At 54.9% G+C, this 24,684-nt stretch carries 19 protein-coding genes; 10 read left to right on the top strand and 9 right to left on the bottom strand.

Translation table 11 applies throughout. The annotated features are described in order from the left end of the window. Positions 1-239: 239 nt before the first annotated feature. Entirely contained in the window at positions 240-1,841 is a 1,602-nt protein-coding gene (locus DF283_RS03630; RefSeq protein WP_303673348.1) for an amino acid permease, read from the bottom strand. A 482-nt stretch (positions 1,842-2,323) separates the two neighbouring features. Here DF283_RS03630 and fliD point away from each other — a divergent pair, with 482 nt between their 5' ends. The 6 genes from fliD to DF283_RS03600 all read left to right on the top strand — a co-directional run bounded on the left by fliD (position 2,324) and on the right by DF283_RS03600 (position 10,275). Continuing rightward, on the top strand, positions 2,324-4,333 hold the full coding sequence (gene fliD, locus DF283_RS03625; RefSeq protein ID WP_303673347.1) for a flagellar filament capping protein FliD: 2,010 nt from the start codon (positions 2,324-2,326) through the stop codon (positions 4,331-4,333). A gap of 255 nt (positions 4,334-4,588) precedes the next feature. Continuing rightward, positions 4,589-5,350: a hypothetical protein gene (locus DF283_RS03620; protein ID WP_303673346.1), complete on the top strand. Its 762-nt coding sequence runs from the start codon at positions 4,589-4,591 to the stop codon at positions 5,348-5,350. A gap of 20 nt (positions 5,351-5,370) precedes the next feature. Further along, positions 5,371-6,255, top strand: a complete 885-nt coding sequence (locus tag DF283_RS03615) for an HDOD domain-containing protein (protein WP_303673345.1) — start codon at positions 5,371-5,373, stop codon at positions 6,253-6,255. 73 nt (positions 6,256-6,328) lie between these two features. Then, the gene (locus tag DF283_RS03610; RefSeq protein ID WP_303673344.1) at positions 6,329-7,609 is read left to right on the top strand and encodes a tetratricopeptide repeat protein; all 1,281 of its coding nucleotides are present in this window, start codon (positions 6,329-6,331) and stop codon (positions 7,607-7,609) included. 279 nt (positions 7,610-7,888) lie between these two features. After that, on the top strand, positions 7,889-8,893 hold the full coding sequence (locus DF283_RS03605; RefSeq protein ID WP_303673343.1) for a sigma-70 family RNA polymerase sigma factor: 1,005 nt from the start codon (positions 7,889-7,891) through the stop codon (positions 8,891-8,893). Between the two features lie 209 nt (positions 8,894-9,102). Beyond that, positions 9,103-10,275 carry a glycosyltransferase family 4 protein gene (locus tag DF283_RS03600; protein ID WP_303673342.1) on the top strand — a complete coding sequence of 391 codons (1,173 nt, stop codon included), beginning with the start codon at positions 9,103-9,105 and terminating at the stop codon, positions 10,273-10,275. 30 nt (positions 10,276-10,305) lie between these two features. On the opposite strand, the gene DF283_RS03595 is transcribed toward DF283_RS03600, so the two are convergent. Beyond that, entirely contained in the window at positions 10,306-12,231 is a 1,926-nt protein-coding gene (locus DF283_RS03595) for an adenosylcobalamin-dependent ribonucleoside-diphosphate reductase (RefSeq protein WP_303673341.1), read from the bottom strand. Between the two features lie 219 nt (positions 12,232-12,450). After that, the gene (locus tag DF283_RS03590; RefSeq protein ID WP_303673340.1) at positions 12,451-14,730 is read right to left on the bottom strand and encodes an aconitate hydratase; all 2,280 of its coding nucleotides are present in this window, start codon (positions 14,728-14,730) and stop codon (positions 12,451-12,453) included. A 275-nt stretch (positions 14,731-15,005) separates the two neighbouring features. Between DF283_RS03590 and icd the strand changes: the two genes are divergently transcribed. Continuing rightward, positions 15,006-16,244, top strand: coding sequence for an isocitrate dehydrogenase (NADP(+)) (gene icd / locus DF283_RS03585; RefSeq protein WP_303673339.1), 1,239 nt, complete (start codon positions 15,006-15,008; stop codon positions 16,242-16,244). Positions 16,245-16,316: 72 nt separating this feature from the next. Here the strand turns inward: icd and DF283_RS03580 are convergent, their stop codons facing one another. The 4 genes from DF283_RS03580 to hemW all read right to left on the bottom strand — a co-directional run bounded on the left by DF283_RS03580 (position 16,317) and on the right by hemW (position 20,828). Continuing rightward, positions 16,317-17,039 (bottom strand): hypothetical protein, encoded by a 723-nt coding sequence (locus tag DF283_RS03580; RefSeq protein WP_303673338.1) that lies wholly within the window; start codon positions 17,037-17,039, stop codon positions 16,317-16,319. A 108-nt stretch (positions 17,040-17,147) separates the two neighbouring features. Continuing rightward, positions 17,148-18,812: a hypothetical protein gene (locus tag DF283_RS03575; protein WP_303673337.1), complete on the bottom strand. Its 1,665-nt coding sequence runs from the start codon at positions 18,810-18,812 to the stop codon at positions 17,148-17,150. A 352-nt stretch (positions 18,813-19,164) separates the two neighbouring features. Beyond that, entirely contained in the window at positions 19,165-19,395 is a 231-nt protein-coding gene (locus tag DF283_RS03570) for a hypothetical protein (protein WP_303673336.1), read from the bottom strand. A 284-nt stretch (positions 19,396-19,679) separates the two neighbouring features. After that, positions 19,680-20,828, bottom strand: a complete 1,149-nt coding sequence (gene hemW, locus DF283_RS03565) for a radical SAM family heme chaperone HemW (protein WP_303673335.1) — start codon at positions 20,826-20,828, stop codon at positions 19,680-19,682. A 124-nt stretch (positions 20,829-20,952) separates the two neighbouring features. Between hemW and DF283_RS03560 the strand changes: the two genes are divergently transcribed. Together DF283_RS03560 and DF283_RS03555 are read left to right on the top strand one after the other, a co-directional pair. Further along, entirely contained in the window at positions 20,953-21,420 is a 468-nt protein-coding gene (locus tag DF283_RS03560) for a cysteine dioxygenase (RefSeq protein WP_303673334.1), read from the top strand. A 24-nt stretch (positions 21,421-21,444) separates the two neighbouring features. Continuing rightward, the gene (locus tag DF283_RS03555) at positions 21,445-22,611 is read left to right on the top strand and encodes an aminotransferase class V-fold PLP-dependent enzyme (RefSeq protein ID WP_303673333.1); all 1,167 of its coding nucleotides are present in this window, start codon (positions 21,445-21,447) and stop codon (positions 22,609-22,611) included. Between the two features lie 31 nt (positions 22,612-22,642). On the opposite strand, the gene DF283_RS03550 is transcribed toward DF283_RS03555, so the two are convergent. Then, positions 22,643-23,782 (bottom strand): GGDEF domain-containing protein, encoded by a 1,140-nt coding sequence (locus tag DF283_RS03550; RefSeq protein ID WP_303673332.1) that lies wholly within the window; start codon positions 23,780-23,782, stop codon positions 22,643-22,645. 167 nt (positions 23,783-23,949) lie between these two features. On the opposite strand from DF283_RS03550, the gene DF283_RS03545 reads away from it, so the two are divergent. After that, complete coding sequence (locus DF283_RS03545; RefSeq protein ID WP_303673331.1) at positions 23,950-24,231, top strand: hypothetical protein; 282 nt, start codon at positions 23,950-23,952, stop codon at positions 24,229-24,231. 84 nt (positions 24,232-24,315) lie between these two features. Here the strand turns inward: DF283_RS03545 and DF283_RS03540 are convergent, their stop codons facing one another. Then, positions 24,316-24,567, bottom strand: a complete 252-nt coding sequence (locus tag DF283_RS03540; RefSeq protein WP_303673330.1) for a 4Fe-4S dicluster domain-containing protein — start codon at positions 24,565-24,567, stop codon at positions 24,316-24,318. Positions 24,568-24,684: the final 117 nt, after the last annotated feature.

Below are 24,684 nucleotides of genomic sequence, written 5' to 3'. Positions count from 1 at the left end.
GCCCAAAGGAGTGATAAAGTATTTACAGTTGGTGGCATATAAGGACTACAGACTCTAGCCGAATGGCGTCATCCTTCAAGACGACTGGCCGGTGATGAACAGTCAAAAAGATCCAGCCCATGCCATCCACCTTTAGAACTTATCATTATGGTCTTTAGCTAGAACATTCCCAACAACCAAAAGCCCCTCAGAGCTATAATCCGAGGGGCTTTTTTTTATCCAAAGCGATATGAGGCAGGCTAGGAAAGCACTTCGCCATCCAGCTCCTTGTTCAGGTTGCTATTCCAGAAGCCGTAGCCGAAATACAGGGCCATCCCCAGCAGGAACCAGGCACCGGTGACCACCCAGGTGAACAGAGGCAGGCCCGTCATCACGTACAGACAGCCCAGGGTACCCAGAATGGGGAAGGTCAGCCCGAGGGGGGCTTTAAAGGGACGGTGACGATTGGCATCGGTAAAGCGCAGGATAGCCACCCCAATGCACACAATCATGAACGCGCCCAGGGTACCGATGTTGCACATTTCAGCCAACAGGTTGATGGGCAACAGCCCGCCCCCAATGGCCACAAAAGCGCCCACCAGCAGGGTGCAAACATGCGGGGTCTGAAACTTGGGGTGAATCTTTGCCAAAGCGGCAGGTAACAGGCCATCCCGGGCAATGGCGTAGAAAATACGGGTACCACCCATTTGCAGCACCAGCAATACCGAGCTTAAACCGGCAATGGCACCAATGCTGACCAGCCAGGACGCCCACGGATAGCCCATGTACTTCATGGCGCCCACCACAGCGGCCTCTTTATTAATCTCGTGCAGGGGTACGATCCCGGTAATCACGGCCGTCACCAGAATGTAGAGCAAGGTACAAATGGCCAGAGAGCCCATAATACCGATGGGAATATCCCGCTGAGGGTTCTTGGTCTCTTCGGCGGCGGTGGAAACAGCATCAAAACCGATGTAGGCAAAGAAAATGGTGGACGCGCCAGTGATAATCCCGTTAAACCCATTGGGCGCAAAGGTTTTCCAGCCATCCGCAAACCAGTTGTGCTGCAACACATCCATGTGCCCACCAAACAGGAACAGCGCCCCAATAACAATGAACAACAGCACCACAAACGTTTTTACAAACACCATCACCGCGGCGGTTCGGGCGCTTTCAGAGACACCTACCAGCAACAGGGCGGTCACTGCCAGCACGATAAAAAAGGCGGGCAGGTTGAAAGCACTTTGCACCAGGAGGATTTTCTCTTCCGTGGTGAAGGGAATGACAAAAGGGATGGCCTTAAGGACGATGGACATATCCACGGTCTTCAATCCTTCCCGGGAAACAGTGTCAATGGTATTGCTGACCAGCCAGCTGGGCAAGTGAACGTGGAAGGCCATGGCCAGAAATTCCTTGATACTGCCCGTCCAGCTGACGGCGACCGCCATGTTACCCACGGCGTACTCCAGCACCAGCGCCCAACCGATGATCCAGGCCACAAACTCGCCCATAGTGGAAAAAGCGTAGGTGTAAGCGGAACCGGAAATAGGGGCCATGGCCGAAAATTCGGAATAACAGAGGGCACAAAAGCTGCAGATAACCCCTGTCAAGACGAAAGATATGGTCAAAGCGGGCCCTGCGGCGGCATGATCAGGAGAACCAACGGCAGCGGCACCTGTCAAGGCAAAAATACCGGCCCCAATCATGGCTCCAACACCAAAGATAATCAGGTCAAAAGCACTCAGGGTTTTTTTAAGCTGATGCTCCTGATTGGCGTTATCGGCCAGGATTTTGTCCAGGTTCTTGGTACGAAAGAGTCTGGACAATAACGATCGCTGCTTGACGCTAGCTATTCCTGACATAAAGTGGGGACTCCCTTGAATTTGTGTACTTTTTATATCCACGCTGAGCCTTTTATCGACTCGTAAAACCCGCTTCAGACAGCGATTGACGAAAACCCGTAAATTCAGCCAGCTGTGACATATTTTGCTTTATAAAGCCGGAACATATCACAAAAGCAAACAACACTCCATCAGGTGGTGGATGCCCGCCCGAATCATCGTGGGCCCTTGTTCCATGTAAAAAAAGGAAAACACCATAAAAGTGCTGATTCCGGACCGACTTGTAACGGAGCATTTACAGGGCCGGGCTTAAAATTTCACCCGAATGGGTGAGCGTTCCCTCAGAGCGATTTTCCCCCGCCACCCAATGACGCCCCAAAAACCAATTCATTAATAAAAACGATTAAACCACCCGAGAAGTGGGTAATGATAAAAAAAAGGTTTGCTGCAAAACCCTTTGAATAAACACTTGGCACTCCTGCCCAATCGAAGGATCATCGCGCATGAGTAGCAACTATTCCCTGGGAGGCGTTGGGGGTTTCAACTCCGGCTTCGACGTCAATGGCATTATTTCTCAGTTGCTGGCTATGGAACAACGCCCCATCGCCCTGATGACCCAGAAACGATCAACCATCAGTCGGCAACAGGCGGCCTATACCAGCATTCAAAACAAAGCCCGCAGCCTGTTCTCGGCCATCGATCAGCTGGCCCGTCGGGACGTGGCCACCCAGAAAACCCTGTTTGAGAACATGAGAGCCACCACCTCCGACAGTAAATCGGTCACGGCCAGCGTTTCCAGCAGCGCCGCTCCGCAAACCCTGAACGTGGAAGTGTTGGCTCTGCCCACGGCCACCATAGCCACCAGCACCGCAGGGGTGGGTCGCTTCGATACAGCCATGACCAATACCGACCTGGGGATTACTGCCGGAAACTTCACCCTGTACACCCAGGTGGGGGCCAGCCAAAAGGCCTATCAGATTAGCATCGCCGATGGTGATACCCTGGGCGATATTATCGCCGATATGCAAACGGCTATTCAAACCGATATCCCCGGCGCCACGGTGGGGATTGTGGACGGCAGAATCCAGATCAATCGCGGCGGCTCGGGAAACGCCGTCACCTTTGGCGCGGGGGGCGATACCAGCAACTTTCTGGAAAAAACATTCCTGAATACGGCAGTGGCCATTAACGAAGGAGGCGTTTTTACCACCACGGCCTCCCAAAGGGTCAGCACCATTAACCGGGACACCGCCGTGACCACCGCCGGGGCCAACCTGGCCACCACCGTCAACACCAACAGCCAGTTTAAACTTAACGGCGTTACCTTTAACGCCGAGGGCAAGTCCATTAACACCATCATTGATGAAATCAACAAGTCCGAAGCCGGTGTCACGGCCAGCTTTAACCGGGGCACCAACAGCTTTCAGCTCACGGCCAAGGGAACCGGCAGCAATTTAATCAGTATTGAAGACTTGCCCGGTGGAAACTTCCTGCAAGCCATGAAACTTGTCAACGGTACCGATGCCATTTCCTCCCAAAAGGCAGGCAATAACACCAAGTTTGTGCTGAACGGCCAAACCCTCTACGCCACGGGCGATACGGTGGATGAGACGGTGACCGGCCTGACCGGCGTGACCCTCAACCTGAAAAAAGTGGCCGTCGGAACCACCACCCAAATCACCATCCAGAAAGACAACGACGCCATCGTGAATCAGGTGGATGACATTATTAAAAAATACAACAGCCTGATTGATGAAATCGCCAAACAAACCAAAATTGACACCGAAGCCAGCAAAACGGGAGCCAGCGCCTCCAACGGCCCTCTGGCGGGCGATAGCCGAATCAAAAGTTTTAGAAACCAGCTGCGTTCCATTTTTACCCAGTCCGTCGGTGGAGATTTAGCCAACACCGCTTTTGAAAGTTTACAAATGGTCGGAATTTCCTCCAGCCCCAAAGCGCTTGGAAGCACCGATACCACTGATACCACCGACGAAAACAATTCCGAAGGCGACAGCAGTTCCAACCCCACGACCAACAACACCAATAATACGCCCAGTACAAGCGCCTCTTCCTCCTCGGCGGATGGCAAGCTATACCTGGATAAAAATGCCCTGCGGGCCGCTTTAAGCGCAGATCCCAACAAGCTCAAGCGCCTGCTCATCGCCCAGGATTTACCAGTCGGGGCCAGTGGCGTTGATGATGGCCTGGATGGTACCTTTACCAAGTTACAACGATTCCTGACGGATAAAACCTACACCGATGGAACGGGCAGAACCGGGTTTGGTGCGTTATACAACCTGGGGGACTCCGGTAAAGGGCTATTTGCCACCTATCAGGACTCCGCCGGGAAACGGATCAAGGCGCTAGAAGATAGCATTCAGCGGGCCAATGACCGACTGGCCATCAAGGAAAAAACCCTGCGGCAGCAGTTTCTGGCCATGGATCGCATGGTGGGCCAATACCAACGGCAAGGCACCGCACTGGCAGGGCTTTCTGCCCAGTTAGGCCGCTAAACGTTGCCCAGCCATCTTTAATTCCCTCTGATTCAAAGCATCTGGAGATTCCGGACTCTTTGGGCTGGCCCATTTTTATATTCGAATTCATCCCGAGGCAACCCATGGGGCGCTCCTGCGATTGTTTTGATCTGCTTTTCACCTGCGGTCCGTCACTCCCCTGAATGGTGGACTTTCCACGCATCCGCTGGACTTTCGGGCAAACTTGCCGACATCCCAAACAGCAGGAAAGTCACGATCGTGGAGACCGTTTCCATGTTTGGATTTATTCGACTCAACCCCAATCAGTTGCAAAGCAACCCGGCGGCAGCCCGACAGGATCTTCTGGTCAGCAGTGAGGACATTTACCGTTTCGATCGCGGTCTGGAACCCATCCTGCTTTTAAGGAAAGGCTTTGAGCTGACCCCGGAGGAGTTGCCGCGCTTCCTGAAGAGTGGCGCCCAACCCCACCAGTTCCATTACAAGCACACCGGGCACCGTCTGGCCAAAGCGCCGGTAAACGCCCAGGGCATTCGCAAGCAAAACGGGATGGGCAACTCCATTCTGGACCCCTTTAAACGACTGCAAAAATCCACCCAGGTACCCCATAAACAGGTTCTCATCATTGAACCGGATCACAAACACATGAAGCGACTGGTGGACTGCCTGTTTGTGTGCGGCATCCCGCTGGATCAGATTCATCCGGTGCGGGTAATCGCCAGTGTGCCCTGGGCCGTGGAAAAATACCGTCCGCAAATTCTGGTGGCCAACTATGAGCTGTCCAACGCCATAGACGGGCTGAGCCTGTTGCAGATTTTCTCAGGGCTGTCCTTTGTGGAAACCCTCATTCTCATTACCCCTCCGCATATTGATCTGTCCGATGCGGAACAAATGGCCTTGCAAGGCATCAACCCGAATAAACGCATCAAACTGCTGACCCGGCCAGTCAACCGCTTTGATCTGCAACTGCTGCTGAACGAGGCCAACCACCGGCCAAAGCGCAGCCCGAAGCGGCCCATTGAAAAACCCGTAGCCTGAGAGTTTAACCGAAGCCAGCCATGAACAAGTTCACCTCGGGAGCCCACGAACTGATCCTGAAGCGCATTCGGGATATCCCGTCCTTGCCGGATGTGGTGAATCGGATTCTGGCCATTATCAACCAGCCCAACACCCCGGCCTCAGAAATCGCCAAGCTGATTTCCTATGACCCCGGGCTGACCTCCAAGGTGCTGCGCATGGTCAACTCGGCGGCCTATGGCTTTCAGCGACAAATCAGCTCCATTCAGCACGGCATCATGATTCTGGGCTTTACCAACGTGCGGGGGCTGGTGCTGAGCGCCAGTATTTTTAAACTCTTCGAGGGACACACCCACCCCGGCGGCCTCAATCACCAACAGTTCTGGGAGCATTCTCTGGGGACCGCCGTGGCCGCCCGACTGCTGGCCAAATCTCTTGGAATGGCCGATAGCGATGACGTGTTTAGCGCCGGCATGCTGCACGACATTGGCAAAGTGGTGCTGGATGTCTACTTCAAGCAGGATTACAGCCAGGTGCTTCATCAAGCCCAGCTTAAAGGACTTCCCCTGCACGGATTGCCCTTTTACCAGCTGGAGGAATCCGTTTTAGGGGTGAATCATGCCAGCATTGGCAATTATCTGGCCAGCAAATGGAAATTGCCGGTGGGCATCAGCGAGGTCATTCTGCACCATCATCAACCGGCGCAGGCGGAATCCTGCCCCCGTCTGGTGCATCTGGTAGCCCTGGCCAACGAGTTGGCCGTGGTGCGGTATGAGCGGCAGGGCATCTACAACCGGGAACATTTCAGCCCGGCGCTGATGGATTATTTCGGGCTGGATGACGCCTCACTGGAACGGTATTTGCACGCCCTGAAGGCCGAGATGGATTCCGCGCAGGATTTGCTGAACGCCATTTCAAGCGGCTGATTTTTTGTAAATTTTTCATACAGTTTGTCCGCAAACATTCAAGAGAGTCGCCCGATCTCTCGATATACCGACTATGTTGAAGCGTTCTTTTGTTTGCTTGCTGCCGGGCCTTTTGCTGGTGGCCCTGCTGTTTCCCGAAGCCAGTGGGGATTACTACGGGGACGGGGTCAGTGCCTACAAAGGGAAAAATTACAGCCGGGCCGCCCAACTGCTACAAGCCAGCCTGAGCGAATCGGGAAAGCCCAACCCGGATGCCCTGTTTTATCTGGGGTTGAGCTATACCCAAATGAAACGCTATGAAGAAGCCCGGAAGGCCTTTGAGTATGTCATCCAGCTGGTTCCAGCCAGTCACGAACTGGCGGCCAAGTCCCGCAATAACATCAGCTACCTGACCAGTCAGCAAATCGCCCTGGCCAGTAACAGCGGCAAGGCCAATCAGATCATTAAAACCGCCCTGTCCCGAACCAGCAAGGACAACTACCTGACCCATGTCATCCCCAACGGAAAAATCGTGCATTTTTCCAGCCAAAAAATGCCGCTCAAAGTTTACATTAGCAACGGCTTTCACGTCAGTGGCTGGCATACCGGCATGAAGCAAGCGGTCAGCATGGCCATGCGCCGCTGGCAATCGGCCTCCGGGGGAAAAGTCTCCTTTGTGCAGACCGCCAACGCCAATCAGGCGGATATTACAGTGCGCTGGCAAAAAAACTTTCCCGATAACATTCTGGGCGTGAGCCCCTTTCAATCGGTGGGCGATACCCTCGTTCGCTCCGACATTACTTTGGCCGTTTATTACCCCAACAGCAATCAGCCCATTCCCTACAACAGTCTGGTGACCATCGCCACCCACGAAATGGGGCATGCCATTGGTCTAAAGGGCCATAGTCCCTACCCGGACGATATTATGTACTACTCCACCAGCCACAGCGGCGATCAAAGCCTTAGTCAACGGGATATCAACACCATCGGCATGTTGTACAAATTAAACGCCGATGTGCAGAACAGCACCAGCGGCAGCACCGCCCAAACCCAGAGATCCTACGAACTGTACCAATTGGGGGTGCAGGCCCAAAAACAAAACCGCGTAACGGAGGCCATGACCTACTACCGGCAAGCCCTGCAACTGAACCGGGATCTGGTAGAGGCCAAGTTCAACCTGGGGGCCTTGCTAATCAATGAAGGCACTCGCCTGGTCCGAGGACAACAACTGCAAGCGGCCCAAAAAAACTTTGAGGAGGCCAGTCGGCTTTACACCGAAGTCAGTCGTCATCGCACGCCTCCCAGCGGCACCCAGGAAAACCTGCAAATCGCCCAAAGCAACCTCAATATAGTGACGCAAGCCCTAAAGCCTTGAGGCCCTAAAGTTATGAGAAAAAAAGAAGCTCCCCTTCACCGGCCCCACTCAATCCCGCAACCGACACTCACCCCGTCTGACTCATCCAAATAAAGGGGATTAGGCCCCAAACCCAACCGCTACCAACCTGCACTGATATAATTTTTTTGTCTTTCAAAAAGCACCCGCTTGAAACGCACTGCCCACAAAACCCGATACTGAGGTCGCATGAGCATTTCCCAGAAAAAGAAACCCGGTATTCGACAATCCGCTGCCTCTCTACGCAAAGGATCCGCCCCCTTGGACGAACCCCGTAAAGCCAAACGCCAGGACGAGTTCATGGCTCTGGATGACGAAAACGAACTGCCCTTCAACGATGGTCAGGAACGGGTCGATTTTTTCGAGGAGGAAGAAGAGGAAGAGGGCGCTGAGCAGGAGAAAGTGCAAGCGGAACGGGGCTCCGCCGATGATTCGGTGAAAATTTATTTGCAACAAATCGGCAAGGTAAAACTCCTTAACTCCGAGCAGGAAATTGAACTGGCCAAACGCATTGCAGAAGGCGATGAAGTGGCCAAAGGGCAATTGGTGAAAGCCAACTTGCGGCTGGTGGTCAGCATTGCCAAAAAATACATTGGCCGGGGGCTTTCCTTTCTGGATCTCATTCAGGAAGGCAATCTGGGCCTGATTCGGGCCGCTGAAAAATTTGACTACAAACGGGGCTTTAAGTTCTCCACCTATGCCACCTGGTGGATTCAGCAATCCATCACCCGGGGCATTGCCGATAAATCCAGAACCATTCGCCTACCGGTTCACATGATTGAGACCATTGGCCGCCTGAAAAAAGTGACCCGCGATCTCTCCCACGATTTGGGCCGCACGCCCACCAAGGAAGAGTTGGCCGGTAAAATGGGCATTTCACTGTCCAAATTGCGATTGGTGCTGAAAGCCACCCAGTCCACCATCAGCCTGGAAACGCCCTTGCACACCAAGGATGAGGCCTCCAAAATCGGGGATTTTCTGGTGGATGAAAATACGGAATCTCCCGATAGCCGGGTGTCTCAGGAAAATCTGACCGAGGAGCTGGATAAAATTCTGGACAGCCTGCGGCCCCGGGAGCGGGATGTATTAAAACTGCGCTTTGGTCTAAACGACGGCAACAAGCGCACCCTGGAAGAAATTGGCCAACTGTTCGGGGTCTCCCGGGAGCGGGTTCGCCAGATTGAAACCCGCGCGCTGAACAAGCTGCGCAAAATGTGCCGCAGCAACCGCAATATTAAAAGCCTGAAAAATTATTTGAATCCCTAACCGGCTGGTTTCCCCATCCTCGGTTGTGGGGTATGATCGTGGTATCCAAATCGGGCAGATGAGTGAGTGTCATATTTCAGGTCGGCATTATTAGCCAGTGGCTTGTCTTTCCGCTGATTTCTGTGTTGAGCGTCGCTGCAAAGCTCAGTCAGCCACTGTCCAGACACCGTTAAAATTCCGAAGCAACCGGAAAGGCTGGAATAATCATCATGAAGTTGCTGTTTATTTGCCACCTGACCCAACACACCCTGGACGACACCGTGCGGGCCATGCGTTATCTGGGACGGGAACTGGCGATGCGAGGGCATGAGGTCGATTACTTTTTTCGCCGCCCGCAAGACAGTGACGAGCAACCAGAGCCCATTTCCCTGCTGGAATGGCCCATGCGCATCGCCCCCCTGGCCAGCCGTAAATGTCAGCAAAAACAGTATGACATTGTCCTGGCCACCGGCAGCAGTGGCTGGTGTCTGTCTTCTTTTCGGGACTGGTTGCTGCCACCGGAAACACGGGTAGTCTCCTGGTACTTGCACGACGATCCGGCCATGGGCAAGCCAGTGGAGCCTTTACTGGAGGACCTGCCGGATGCCGCCCCGGATCTGACAATCCCTCCCATTCCAAAGGATTGCCTGCTGCGGCAACTGAACGTGTGGACGGTGGAACAAGCGCTAAAAACCCAGGACGGCTGCTTTTTAACCGGGCTGGAAGATGTGCATCACATCCGCCGGAAATACCCCCAGTACGCCAGTAAAGCCATGTATCAGCCCCGTGGCGTGGACGCCAAGTTTTACAGCCCCCAACGGCTCAAGCAAAAGGCCACCCCGCCTTCCAGATTGCTCCTCATTGGCAACAATCACCCGGAAAAACCCATTGCACAGCCCGTCGTGGAGGCCTTTCAGCAAATCCTGAAAGCCCACCCCCAAGTGACCCTGACCGTGGCCGGCGACAACCAGTTGCCCTCTCCCGATGAACTATTCGCCGATTTTCCAGAGCCGCTTAAGCCCGCCTTGCATAGCGTTCGGGTTCAGCAAGAAGAAACCCTGCCGGACTTGTACTTGCAGCACGATCTGTTCATTCAGCCCCACAGAACACCTGCCCAACCCCTGGCCGTGCTGGAAGCCATGGCCAGCGCCATGCCTGCGGTAGTCGTGCAAAATCCGGATTTTCAGGAAGTGGTCACGCACTATGAAAGTGGCTTGTTGGTGCCGCCCGATAACCCGCAGGCCATGGTGGAAAGTGTCACCCATTTGCTGGGAAATCCCACCCTGTGCCAAGCCATGGGCGAGGCCGCCTTTGAGACCGTGACCCGCTGCTACACCTGGCATCAGGTCTGCGATATTTTCGAGGTCAATTTAACCCGCATTCTGGAACAGGCTTTTGCCTGAGCGCAATTGCGATCCGGCCCCCGCCCGCCCCTAATGGCAGTTCTGGCAACTTGAGGCATCATTTTCAGCAGACTCAGGGGCATGTACCACAACCGATAGCGGCTGATCCTGACGGCTATTATTGCGATACACAGTCACCCCTTTAATGCCGGATTCGTAAGCCAACCGAAACGCCTGCGCCACATCCTCAGGCGTGGCCGATTCCGGCAAATTAATGGTTTTAGAAACCCCATTGTCCGTAAATGCCTGAAACGCCGCCTGCATGCGAATGTGCCACGTCGGGGCCACATCGAAGGAGGTCACAAACACTCGCCGGGCCGGCTCGGGCAAGCCTTCAGCGGTGTTGTGCCCGGCTAAAAGATGCGCAGCGTTTGCTTCAAAACAACCATCGAAAACCGAATCCAGACGCCCTGTTGCCTGTACCCGTTCAAAAATGGCTTGCGGATCCATGGCATGGTGTTGCACCCATTTAGCAAACACCGGATGCACCTCGGAAAGCCGCTGGCCGTTCAGCACGGTGCGAGTAAAAGCCAGGGCGAACACCGGCTCAATCCCCCCGCTGACGCCCGCAATCATGCTGATGGTGCCCGTGGGGGCAATGCAGGTGGTGGTGGCGTTCCGAAGCCCCAGCTGCGACATCCGCTGGGCCAGCGCCTGCCATTGGTCGATAGACACCTTCCCCACTGGCACGGCCCCCACCCGATCCAACAGCCAATCCGCCTGAACATAGCGGCTTTTCGGAAAATTCGGAAAAGCTCCCCGGGGTTCCGCCAAGGCTACAGAGGCCAGTTTGGCCTGATAATCGATCCAGGCGGCCAGCTCATGGGCCAAGGCCACAGCCGCCTCGGAATCGTAGGGAATGCCCTGGGCCATCAGGCAATCGGCCCAGCCCATGACCCCCAGCCCGATTTTACGGTTCCCGGTCACCATCGCCTCGGTTTGCGGCAAGGGGTAACGGTTCACGGTAATCACGTTGTCCAGAAAGCGAACCGCCCAGTGTACGGTTTCGGCCAATTTTTGCCAATCCAGCTGATTTTGATCATTCAGCATTTGCATCAGGTTGATCGAACCCAAATTGCAGGCCTCATAGGGCAAAAGCGGCACTTCCCCGCAAGGGTTGGTGGCCTCCAGCGTCCCCAGCGCCGGGGTGGGATTATCCCGATTGACCCGAGCCAGAAAAATCAAACCGGGCTCCCCAGTGCGCCAGGCACAATCCACAATGCGGGCCATTAACTCACGGGCAGGCAAAGTTTTCGAAACCAGCCCCGTGTTGGGATGAATCAGATCAAAATCGCGATCCTCAGCCAGCGCCCGCATAAAGGCATCGGTGATGCCAATGGAAATATTGAAATTGGTCACCCGCCGCAAATCATCTTTAGCGCTAATAAAGGCTTCCACATCGGGATGATCCACCCGCAACAGGGCCATATTGGCCCCTTTGCGCTGCCCGGCCTGCTTGATGCTGTCCACAGCGGCGTTGTAGACTTCCAGAAAACCCACCGGCCCAGCGGCCACCGATTGGGTTTCCCGCACCTCATCTCCCACGGGCCGAAGTTTGGAAAAGCAAAAACCGGTGCCTCCGCCGCTTTGATGAATCAGGGCGGCATGCTTCAGAGTTTCAAAAATACGTTCCAGAGAATCCTCAATGGGCAGCACAAAGCAGGCCGAAAGCTGCCCCAGGGGACGTCCGGCATTCAGCAAGGTGGGGCTGTTGGGCAGAAATGCCAGTTGGGCCATCAAGTTGTAAAACTGGTGGGCCATTGCCGTTACCTGCTCCGAAGTCGCCCCATAAGCCCGCTCCCCTGCGGCTACATGACGGGCTACCCGCCAGAACAAATCCGCTGGCGTTTCGCAAACCGCTCCCTGCGCATCCCGCAGTAAATAGCGATGCGACAGCACGGTCAAGCCGTTCGGCGGAATGTTCGGTTGCAACAGAGGGGGTGGGCTATTGGACATTACTTACTCTGATTTCTCCAAATAATATGAACCAATGCCTGGGGTAGGCTGCGGGGCAGGCAATGGTGGGATCAGGCAATCCCACTCACCTTTTCATAATAACCGAGCTTTGCCCGGTTCACAGATGCACCTCCAAAAATCCAACAAACAACCGCTCCCCATTGTGTGGAAAGCGGCAGTTTGTGGTTTATTTTGTGATTTATTTTATAAAGTGGGTGTTTATACGGCGGCTTTGGGCAGATTGACCGCGTTCATGGCCGAACCCGCCTTGAACCAGCGAATCTGCTCGGCGTTCAGGGAGTGGCTCAGTTCAATGCTAGCAGTGGTGCCGTCGACATGGGTGACCGTCGCCGTGATGGTCTGGCCCGGCTTGAGATCGCTCAACCCGGCAATGGTCAGGTGATCGCCCTTGCTGACTTTCTCGTAATCCGCTTTGTTGGTGAAGGTGAAGGGCAACACCCCTTGCTTCTTCAGGTTGGTTTCGTGGATGCGGGCAAAGCTGCGGGCAATGACCGCTTTTACGCCCAAATAGCGGGGGCACATGGCGGCGTGTTCCCGGCTGCTGCCTTCCCCGTAGTTTTCATCACCCACGATGATGCTGCCGTTTTGCTGCTTGTACTCCATGGCTTTCAGCGCCCAGGGGGAAGCCCCACGCTCCACGCCGTTCACCAGCATTTTGACCGGTTCCGCCGGTTGGCCGGTGGTGGCATCCACAGCGCCCAGCAACATGTTGTGACTAATGCCGGACAGGTGACCCCGCAGGGGCAGCCAGTCTTTCCCGGCAGGAGAAATGTGATCGGTGGTGGTTTGGCCCTGGGTTTTCACCAACACCGGCACGTTCACAAAATCCTGACCATCCCAGGCGCTGAAGGGAGCCAGCTTTTCCAGACGAGGGCTTTTGGGATCAATGGAAACCGTGAGGGCAGCCCGATCGGCAGGCGGCTGCAACAGGCCCTCATGGGAAATCTGAAAGCCTTTGGGCGGTAATTCCGGCGCGGTGGGCGCTTCCAGCTTCACCCCATCGATGGTGTCGGTGATGGGGTTGAAGGTGGTTTTCCCGGCAATGGCCATAGCAGTGACCAGTTCCGGGCTACCGATAAAGGCTAGCGTTTCGGCGTTACCATCGTTCCGCTTGGGGAAGTTACGGTTGAAGGACGTAATGATGGCGTTGGTTTGGCCCTTTTTAATATCGGTCCGATCCCAGTTGCCAATACAGGGGCCGCAGGCGTTGGCCATGACAATGCCGCCAATATCGGTGAAATCCTGCATTTGGCCGTCCCGCTGGATGGTTTCATGCACCTGGATGGAACCGGGGGTGATCAGGAAGTAGGACTTGGCTTTCAAGCCCTTGGCTTTGGCCTGACGAGCCACGTTGGCCGAACGCTCCAGATCTTCATAGGAAGAGTTGGTGCAACTGCCCACCAGGGCGGCGCTCAGGTCTTCCGGGAAGTTGCTGTTTTTCACGTCCGCGGCAAATTCGGAGAGCTTACGGGCCCGATCCGGGGTGTGGGGGCCCACCACGTAAGGCTCCAGCTCGGACAGGTTGATTTCCACGATTTCATCGTAGTAATTCTCAGGATGCTTCAGCACATCCTCATCGGCCCGCAGATCGGCTGCGTACTGCTCGGCCAACGCCGCAATCTCCGCCCGTTCGGTAGCCCGCAGATAAGCGGCCATCCGGGCGTCAAAGGGGAAGACCGAGGTGGTAGCGCCCAGCTCAGCGCCCATGTTGGTAATGGTGCCTTTGCCGGTGCAGCTAATGGTTTCCGTGCCGGGGCCAAAGTATTCCACAATTTTGTTGGTGCCGCCCTTGGTGGTCAGCAGGCCACACAGGTACAGGATGACATCCTTGGGAGCCGTCCAGCCGCTGAGTTTACCGGTGAGGTGTACCCCAACCAGCTTGGGCGCTTTCACTTCCCAGGCCAGACCAGCCATGACATCGGCGGCATCCGCGCCACCCACCCCAATGGCCACCATGCCCAGGCCACCGGCGTTGGGGGTATGGCTATCGGTGCCAATCATCAACCCGCCGGGGAAGGCGTATTTTTCCAGCACCACCTGGTGAATAATCCCGCTGCCGGGCTTCCAGAAGCCCATGCCGTACTTGGCGGCGGCGGAGCGCAGGAACTCATAGACTTCCCGGTTTTCATCGCAAGCCCGTTCCACATCGGCTTCCGCGCCGGAGAAGGCCCGGATCAGGTGATCGCAATGCACGGTAGAAGGCACGGCCACGGTGTCCCGGTTGGCCTGCATGAACTGTAAAATGGCCATCTGGGCGGTGGCGTCCTGCATGGCCACCCGGTCTGGCTGTAAAGAGAGGAAGGTTTCACCCCGCACGATTTGCGCTGGGTAGGTTTCAGGGATGAGGTGCGAAAACAGAATCTTTTCCGCAGCGGTGAAAGCCTGCTTGCCAAAGTGTTTTTTTGCTTTTTCAAGGCTGGGGCCAATTTTGGCGTAATGCTTTTTTACCATTTCGATATCAGTCGAGTTGCCGCTCATGAGGGTGTGTCTCCTATCCAAACTGAGATTGGCGGGATTGTATGAAACAAAACTCCCTTGATTCTACTCCGGGCAAGGGGCAGGAGCAAGGCAGGCGGCCCAAGGGCGCAAACCGGCGCCCCTGTGGCAATCATCCGGGGATTCAGCCCCTCATCCCACAAATAGCCTACTCCGACTGCCCGTTTTTTGTCCGCCGCAATGGTTTATGCTAGATTGGAAATGCTTTACGCATTTTAGTATTGTTTCATCGTCACGCGACCCACTGGAGGCACTTTATGACCACGGCCGGCGAAAAAATCACCATCAATTCCGATTTATCTCTCAACGTCCCCGATCACCCCATTATTCCCTACATCGAGGGGGACGGCATTGGCGTGGACATTTGGCCCGCCACCCAAAAAGTGCTGGATGCCGCCGTGGAAGTGGCCTACAACGGCAAGAAAAAAATTGTATGGAAAGAAGTGCTGGCCGGGGAGAAAGCCTTCAACCAGACCCAAAGCTGGTTGCCCGAAGAAACCAACGAGGCCATTCGCGAATATAAAGTGGCCATCAAAGGCCCCCTGACCACCCCGGTGGGCGGCGGTATCCGCAGCCTGAACGTGGCCCTGCGTCAGATTCATGACTTATACGCTTGCGTGCGCCCTGTACGCTGGTTCCAAGGCGTACCCGCCCCGGTGAAAGAGCCTCAAAAGCTGGATGTGGTCATCTTCCGGGAAAACACCGAAGACATCTACCTGGGCATTGAGTTCCAGCAAGGCAGCGCTGAAGCCAAAAAGATCATCGACTACATCAAATCCGAGTTCAAGAAAGACATTCGCCCCGATTCCGGTATCGGCATCAAGCCAGTTAGCGTGGAAGGCACCAAGCGCCTGGTACGTCGGGCCATCAACTACGCCATCGCCAACAACCGCACCGTGGTGACCTTGGTCCACAAGGGTAACATCATGAAGTTCACCGAAGGCGCTTTCCGTGACTGGGGTTACGAAGTGGCCCGTGAAGAATACGCCGATCAGGTCATTTCCGAGGCTGAAGTCTGGGAAAAACACAACGGCAAACTGCCCACTGGCAAAATCATGATTCAGGATCGCATTGCCGACGCCATGTTCCAGCAATTGCTGCTGCGTCCCGATGAGTACCAGGTGATCGCCACCATGAACCTGAACGGCGATTACCTCTCCGATGCCTGCGCCGCCCAGGTGGGCGGTTTGGGTCTGGCGCCCGGCGCCAACATCGGCGATCATGCCGCCCTGTTTGAGGCCACCCACGGCACCGCCCCCAAATACGCGGGTCAGGATAAGGTCAACCCCGGCTCCCTGATTCTTTCCGGCGTTATGATGCTGGAGCATTTGGGCTGGACGGAAGCGGCCAAACTGGTAGTGGATGCCTTTGAGAAAACCATCGCCAGCGGTAAGGTCACCTACGATCTGGAACGCCAGATGAGCAACGCCACCCTGGTCAGCTGCTCCGGCTTTGCCAACGAGATTGTGAACAACCTGAAGCTGGTTCGGGTATAGGGTTCACCACTCTAAAAAATCCGGCAGGGAGCGTTGAAAAGCGCTCCCTGTTTTTGTACGACTCAAACGGTGTCAGGAATATTCTTTTTCAATTTGGCGCAAGCCATCCAATTGCTTTTGGCGCTGGGCGGCACTCAGCTTGCTGTCTTTCAAAATGTCCTGGCGGGTCTTGGCGATTTGATCCAGCGCGTTTAACCGTTTCGCTTCCGCCTGATATTGTGCGGGCGACATCCGCACCGCGGGCGAGATGGCCTGCAATCTGTTCAAGTCCGCGGTCTCCCGGGCCAAGGACGGTGCCACCCTGGGGTTGGGGGGAGTGGGTCGCTTCAGCTCGGCAAAGCGCTTCTCCAGCTGGGCCCATTCTTGCGCCTGCGTTTGATTGGGGTCACGCCCTTTTAACCGGGCAAAGCGATCTTCCAGGTCTTTGGAAAGCCCTGTCTTTGAGCCAGCTCCAGCGGATGTGGGCGGCTTGCTGAGCGCCTCCTGAGCCTTAACGGCGGGCGACCCAGCGGGAACCGGTCTGGCAAAGCCTGAGGCGGCAGGAGTTTGCTTCTGGGCTTGGCGAAACGCCCCAATGTCTTTGGCCAACTGTTGCTTGTTTTGCTGGGCGGCCTGCTTAAAAAAGGCCTGATCCGCTTTAAGGGCAGTCAAATTATCCGCCTGCACCTGAGCCCAATGGTTTTTGGACGTATTAACCGTCGATGCCCCAGACTTGGATTTTCCAGCGAATAACTTCTTGAAAAAACTGCCAGCCCCACCTGTTTTTGGGGCAGCTCCCACCGATTTACCAATCATTGCATGATCCCCCTAATCTGGCCTGTGAGCCCATTGCTAAATTTTTAAAATAAACCTTCGTTCAACGATTCATCGTGCTTTTGTATTTGCTCAAAACCTGACTTGAAATCATGAACCGAAACGTTCGTAACGGTATGCCTGTGAAGGAGCAGGAGTGTGTGGCGAGTTCTCAGCAATGCCCAACATTGATTTGAACTTCTGTCCAACTTGCTTAAACCAGCCAGAACGCTTTAACTGGGCAGATTCATCGATACTTGGAGCCAGATTAACAGGAGCAGAAGACTCAAACTGATCAGATGGCAACAACGGCTCAGAGTTGCTATTCACCCGAGGAAGTTGCGTTACATTGTCATCGGCTTGAGGCCGAGCGACAGGAGTGACGCCACTAGCGGTGGCAGTGGCACGTAAATTTTTTGGATCAAAAGGATTTCCAGTTGTCGCTGGCCCAGCGGCAACAGCTGAATAGGGTTCAGCAAAGGGATTTCCACTGGGAGCTGCCCCAGCATTAGGAGCGGCAACGCTACTTGCCCCATTCTCTGAGCCCGCTACTGAAAACGCACCATCAATGCCACTCAGATTTGTAAAGCTGTCCTGCGATAGTGTCCGACTATGAGAAGGAGCGGCGGCAGGAGATTCAGGCGCATCGTCTGCGGCAACAGCTTCAGCAGCAGCGGCGGCAGCAGCAGGAGCAGCGGCAGCGGCAGGAGCGGCGGCAGCGGCAGGAGCGGCGGCAGCGGCAGGAGCGGCGGCAGCGGCAGGAGCGGCGGCAGCAGCAGGAGCAGCGGCAGCGGCAGGAGCGGCGCCAGCAGCAGGAGCGGCGCCAGCAGCAGGAGCGGCGCCAGCAGCAGGAGCGGCGGCAGCAGCAGGAGCTACCTTTTGAAACGCCACAGCACGGCCTTCTCGACGAGCTTGCAACTCGTGAATCCTGTTTGTGATTTCCTCAGTAGGCTTACCGGCCAATTCCCGGCGCTCCAGCTTGCGATTTAAATTTTTCAGCTCCAACACATCTTTGTGATCGGCCCCAATAAACCGTTTAACCTGGCTTGCCGCCTGCGGGTCCGAGATGAGTCCAGCCCGCAAAGCGTCCTCAGCGTCCATCACATTATCCAGATTATGAACGCCACCATTCACTTTCTGCTTCAGGTCTTTCAAATGCTCCAGAGAACCCTGATTCGGCCTGAAGCGGCTCATGATTTTATCGGTGGATATTTTCAGCCAGTTGGAGGCGTTGCCTTTGCTATCCACATAATGGTTGCCGCCCCACAGGGTTTTAAAACGCCCCATCAAACCCAACGGCTTGGTGGGATCGCCACCCAGTAAAAAGCTACGACCATTCATCACAATTTTACTGGGCGCGCACCGAATGGCCAGTAAGCCACCCAAACCCAGCAACAAGCCCTTGGTAAACCCTTGCCCATCCTGATTGAGCAGGCCTTTGGCGGTGTTGTAAACCCCCACACCCGCAGCCAGGGCACCCAATGGAATGAGGGCCGCCCCACCCGTGGCCACCGTTAATCCGACCGCGCCCACCGTCGCCAGCACGCCCGGCACCGTGGTAAACATCTTGCGGATACCATCCCAGGTACCACTGAATAATCCTTCTAAAAATCCTTTGGATTTCTGCGGGCGCAGACCGCCGCCAGGATAGGCCTCCGAACCGGGGGCGCTCCCCGGAGGATAAATACCCGAGGCGAACCCAGGCGTGCTGCCTAGTCCCCCGTAGCCACCATACCCACCAAAACCGCCATAGCCGCCATACCCACCATAAACCATAGTCTAAACCTCCCATACCCGACAGGTGTCCCTATTGCCACCTGCTATCCCTGTAAACGCATAAAACCCGCCCGCCTCTATTTTTTGTTATTAAATTTATAAAAATATTTAAACTTTAAATTTAACATCTAGCGAGGCTGCCCTCACCCCAAATAAAAACACCGGCCCGAAGACCGGTGAATGAATAGGAATGTTTCAATGGAATAGAATCCATGGGAACAAGTAATGGGGGTTAGAAGGCCCACTCCTCGGTCCCGCGGTATCGATGCGTCATTGATCGACCTCCTGGGTAGTGTTGTTTGTGTGTGGTGTGATGAAATCCTGAAAAAAAAACCTGAAACCCGATACAACGTTAGAAAATACTGGTTATGCCATCCCAAATTTTACCGAACAATCCCTTTTGCTCCGCCGGTGGCTGTGATGCCTGAGGTGGTGATGCCAGTGGCCCAGCGGGCGCTGAAGCCCTTTGCGCCATGGCCGCCTTGTACCGGGGATCGGTGGTAATCATGGCCCGCTTGAATTCCTGATTGGCCGACGTCACCGTTTGATTGATCTTGGCAAATTTGGCATCACTCGCCGTCATTGGCATATAACCACCGTAAGGCCCTGTTGGCCCACCCGCCCCTGCTGCCATGTTAAAGTCCCCTATTGATCCGCGTCATTGGCATATAACCACCGTAAGGCCCTGTTGGCCCACCCGCCCCTGCTGCCATGTTAAAGTCCCCTATTGATCCGCGTCATTGGCAATGAGTCTCACCAGATGATTGCCCAAAGGCCGCTCCCTGGTTCGATTCACTGTCCCTGTGTCCCTGTGTTTGCATAAAAACAATTCGATGCTTTTTTGTGCCACGATTGTAAAATTTGTGTTCAGGCGTCCCCCAAGAACTCGGCCAAAAGGGTGTTGCTAAGCGGAATGGCCGACTCTTTCAATCGAAGTTGATGGCCATTCAGAATCAGTGCGGTACCGGTATATCGATCTAAAATATCAGCGTATCGCTGCCGGAAATCAATGCCAAAAGTCTGCTCCAAGGCTGCGATATCAATGCCTTCTGCTTTGCGCAAACCAAAAATAATGGCGTTTTCCAGTTGCTCGGCAGGGGGGCAATCCTGAACCGTTCCAGCCAGTGGATTGTTTAAGTACTGCTTGATATCGGAAATGGTTTCGTAACGCTGGCCCTGCCAATAGCCGTGCGCCGCCACGCCCAGCGCTAAAAAGTCGCCATTGTTCCAGTAGTTTAAATTATGGCGGGACTCAAACCCGGGCTGGGCCAGATTGCTGAATTCGTAACGGCGAAAACCCGCCTGAGCCAAGGTGGACAGCCCGCTAAAATACATCGCCACAATGGCTTCCTCCTCCGGCAAGGGATAGCTGCCTTTGGCCATGGGCAAGGTGGTTAAAGTTTCCAGCGGGGTATTTTCCTCCACTTTTAAGCCGTACATGGAAATATGCTGCACGTTCAAGGCAATGGCCCGGCGTAAGGTCTCCTGCCAGGAGGCTTCGGTTTGCAGGGGAATGCCGTACATTAAATCCAGCGAAATATTGCGCCAGCCAGCCGCTTGCAACCCTTGGATGAACGTCTCAGCCTCTTCCGCCGCATGCAGACGACTGAGCTTTTTCAATTCGGCATTGTTGAGGGTTTGCACCCCCACACTGATACGGTTAAACCCGCACGCCCAATAGGCCTCGGGATGATCGGCCATCTCCGAGCGCTGCGCGCCCGGGTTGGCCTCCAGGGTGATTTCCGCATCGCTGGCAAAAGGCAAATACTGATTGAGCTTCTGAAAAATACGCCGGTAAGCCGCCGAATCCAGCAAGGAAGGGGTGCCGCCGCCCACGTACAGGGTTTGAATGCCCTGCGGAAAATCAAGCGGATTGATAGAAGCGAAACGCAGGTCAATCTCTCGGCACACGGCGTCCACATAAGCCTCATGCCCGCCGTATTTGTCCAGCACCACGTAAAAATCGCAATACACGCAGCGGGACAGGCAAAAAGGGACATGCAGGTAAATAAACATCGTGCCTCTATTCTAATCGAAATATCATGACTGACTGCGCGGCAGGCTTTGGGGTAAGATAAAGGCCAATAAAAACAAATGGCGCCGGTATGCCCTTTACGTTCAACAATCTGGTGGTTTTCCCATGATTAACCTGCAAGCCCTGAAACAGTTTAAAGAATCGCATTACACCCGGCATCTGGTTTTCAAATCAAACAGCGTGGAAATTCTGGTGGTGTGCTGGCGCCCCGGCCACACCAGCCCCATTCACGGCCATGGCCCCTCCGATGGGCTGATGATCATTCTGGAAGGGGAAATTGTGAATACCAGCTACTTCCCGGATGGTAAAAAAGTGTCCACGGTATGGCGAGCGGGCGATGTGGGACACACTCCTCTGGGCGTCCGGCACGAGGTCAAAAACACCTCCGAGCAGGATGTGGTCAGCCTGCACATTTACGCCCCCCCGCTGGATCGGGAGTTACAAGGGGCGGACATGGGCTACCACAACGATGTCATCCCCAAAGAAGTGACCCTGCCCAACAATGTGATCCGTTATTTTCTGGGGGCCGCTTGCGAAAAAGTGCCCCAAGCCCTGCTCGATCCCGGCCTGTAGAACCAACCCAAAGGATTTTACCCGATGCATTACCTGGACAATGCCGCCACCTCTTGGCCCAAACCGGAAACCGTTTACACCGTCATGGATCAATCCTTCCGCAGCCTGTTCAGCCCCAAGCGAGGCACGGCCAAGGCGGCCCGACTGGGGGCCAATCAACTGCAGGAGGCCCGGCAAACGCTGGCCACCCTGTTCAACGTGGCCAACCCGGAGCGCATCAGTTTTACCAGCGGGGCCACCCACGCCCTGAACCTCGCCATTCAGGCCTACCCGTGGCAAGCGGGGGATGGCATCATCATCAGCGCCGTGGAACACCACGCCTTATCGCGTCCCGTTCGCAAAATGGCCCGGGAAAAAGGCATCCAGTTTTTTGTGGTGCCTTACACCGACGCCCTCCCCTTTGACCTGACCGCCTATGAAGCGCTGCTAAAAAACCATCCGGAAATCAGGATGGTGGCCACCACCCACGCCAGCAACGTCATTGGCTCGATTCTCCCGGTGGCGGACATTGGCCGTCTGGCCCATCAGTATGGCAAATTATACCTGGTGGACGCCGCCCAATCGGCAGGGGTGCTGCCCGTGGATGCGCAAACCCTGAACATAGATATGCTGGCCGTTCCCGGTCATAAGTCCCTATACGGCCCACCGGGCGTGGGTGCTTTGTACGTGTCCGAGGCGGTACAGCTGAACACCTTTATGGAAGGCGGCACCGGTAACGACTCCGGCAAGCACACCTTGAACGCCTCCCCGCCGGATGGCATTGAAGTGGGAACCATTCCGCTGCCCCAAATCCTGGCCCTGGCCGAAGGAGCCCGCTGGGTGCAGGAAACAGGCCTGAGCAATATTCACCGGCACGAAATCACCCTGCTTGCTCAACTGCTGAGCGGCTTGCAGGAAATCCCGGAAGTGACCATTTACGGCCATACGGATGTCGCCCACAAAACACCCGTTGTCTCCTTCAACATACTGGGACAAGAGCCTAAAGTGGTGGGCGAGCGCCTGTTTGAACAGTACGGCATCGCCCTGCGGGCCGGTTTCCACTGTGCCCCCATGGCGCATGAGGCCATTGGCAGCATTCATCGGGGTGGGACGGTGCGGGCCAGCATTGGCTACTATACCCAGCCCGAGGACGTGGCCGCCTTGATCAACGCCCTGAAAAAACTGCTCAGCGAATCACTCAGCCAGGTTTAGCTGAAATCTTCGGGACTGACCCGAGGCCGATTCAACCAAACGTATTGGCCACGACCCGGTTTTTACCGGTTTGCTTGGCCTGATACATCAACGCATCGGCCTTGGCCAACAAGTCAGCGGAGGTCAACGCCATCTGGGCCAACGTCTCAGAAAATTGCAGCGTACAGCAACCCACACTGGCGCTAATGGAATGCTCAGGGGCCAGATCCAGTTTGAGCTTCTGGATATAAACCCGAGCCGTCTCCGCCACTTGCTCTGCCTCCACCGGGCTGGTGTTGGTCAGTACCACAACCAGCTCCTCCCCTCCATAGCGAAAGGCCATGGCCTTTCCTTGTGGCGGTTTGATGTTCAGCAGCACGGACGCCACCTTTTGCAAGACCTCATCGCCGGAGGCATGACCGTAGTGATCATTGATCTGCTTAAAGTTATCCACATCCAGCAATAAAACCGCCAAAGCCGAACCATTCCAGCGGGCTTTTTGCAATTCCGCGTCCAGATAAACATCCAGATAGCCCCGGTTGAATAACTGGGTCAACGGGTCCAGATTCACCGACTGATTCAAAGCGGAAATTTCATTTTTCAGGCCCCGCACCACTTGGTTGAACAGCAAGTTTTTGGACGTCGCGACCGACGGCTCCTCTGAACGCGCCTCTCCCCCTTGAAAAGAACGCAGCAAAGCCTCATCCCGCTGACGAATCTGATGCCGATAGAGGCGAGCATCCACAATGTTAAGGCCCTTTAAAAAGAGGGACTCCACCCAGCCCCAAAAGGCAACGGACAACAACAGCCGCCAATCCAGCACCCCGGGGAACTGCGACTCGTAATGAACATCCAGCAAGGCAGGCGCCAAGGGGGAGGTCATCATACCGGGCAATTGCAGAAACCCATCCACCAGCGCTTGCGCGCACCCGGCCGCCGAACTGACCGGGAAACCACCTTGCCAGGCAGTCGGTAAAAAATGTTGAACCCACTGGCAAATCTGCTGAACCGGCCAGCTCAGAATCAAGGCGGCAGTGTCCAAAACCGGCTGAATCAGGGCCAGCAGTTGAAAAAACGCCGCCGTGTCCGGGTTTCCGGGAGCAAATACCCGAATGACAAAAACCAGCACCAGCAGAAATGCAATGCAAGAAGCGCTCAAACGCACTAAAAATCGAGGCAGTGACATCATCATCAATGATTTTACCAGTGACAGGTTTAAAAACGAATTCAGCTTGGTATAAGTACTGCATCCACAGGAGTCAGCCCTGTCTGTTAGCAGGACAAACATCACTCCAATTTTCTGGTTCATTCTTGAAGTCAGTGCAACGCCTTGAATCAGCGCATGAGGAAATTCTTACCATGGAATCGACATTGGCCTGGACAGGCATGTGGACTTCTATTCTCGTCAGTGGCCTGGTGATCATTCCTGTCCTGATAGAATTTTTTAAACGCAATTTACCCATTGGCTTCGGGTTACTGGCTACCATCCTGACCATTTACTGCCTGACCCCCTATTCGGCGGGTGCCCGGCAAATCTGGAGCCCCCTGAATAATGCGCAAGTCAGCATGACCCACGTCGTGCAGGAACTGTCGGCCCGTCTCACCCCTCCTGAACCATCAGTCCTCTCAAACACGCAGTGAATAATCGGTTAGCAGCAAAATGCCTGGAACTGAAAAGCTCCAGGCATTTTTTTGTATTGGAAGGCTGAATGCCAACCGAAAAAACTAGCCTTTCAGGGCGCGGGCTTTTTCGGCGTTCAAATCGATGTACTTGGCTTGATCAGCGGGGACTTCGGCGTCCATAAAGATAGCGCTGACCGGGCAAACGGGTTGGCAAGCACCACACTCAATGCACTCATCCGGGTGGATGTAGAGCTGGTTCTCACCATCAAAATCATAGATACAGTCTACGGGGCAAACGCCAACGCAGGCTTTGTCTTTAACATTAACGCAAGGTTCGGTAATTACAAAAGGCATCGAATACTACCTCCAATACAATATTGACTTGAAACGCGTTCTGATACGGTGAAGTTGAGAGATAAAACAAAGCACTGTTCATCAGTTGATGCTGATTGCATTATAACTGCTTAAGGG

The sequence above is a fragment of the Vampirovibrio chlorellavorus genome (assembly GCF_003149375.1).
In the GTDB taxonomy this organism is placed as follows: domain Bacteria; phylum Cyanobacteriota; class Vampirovibrionia; order Vampirovibrionales; family Vampirovibrionaceae; genus Vampirovibrio; species Vampirovibrio chlorellavorus_B.
This window is presented reverse-complemented; position numbering and strand designations above follow the sequence as displayed.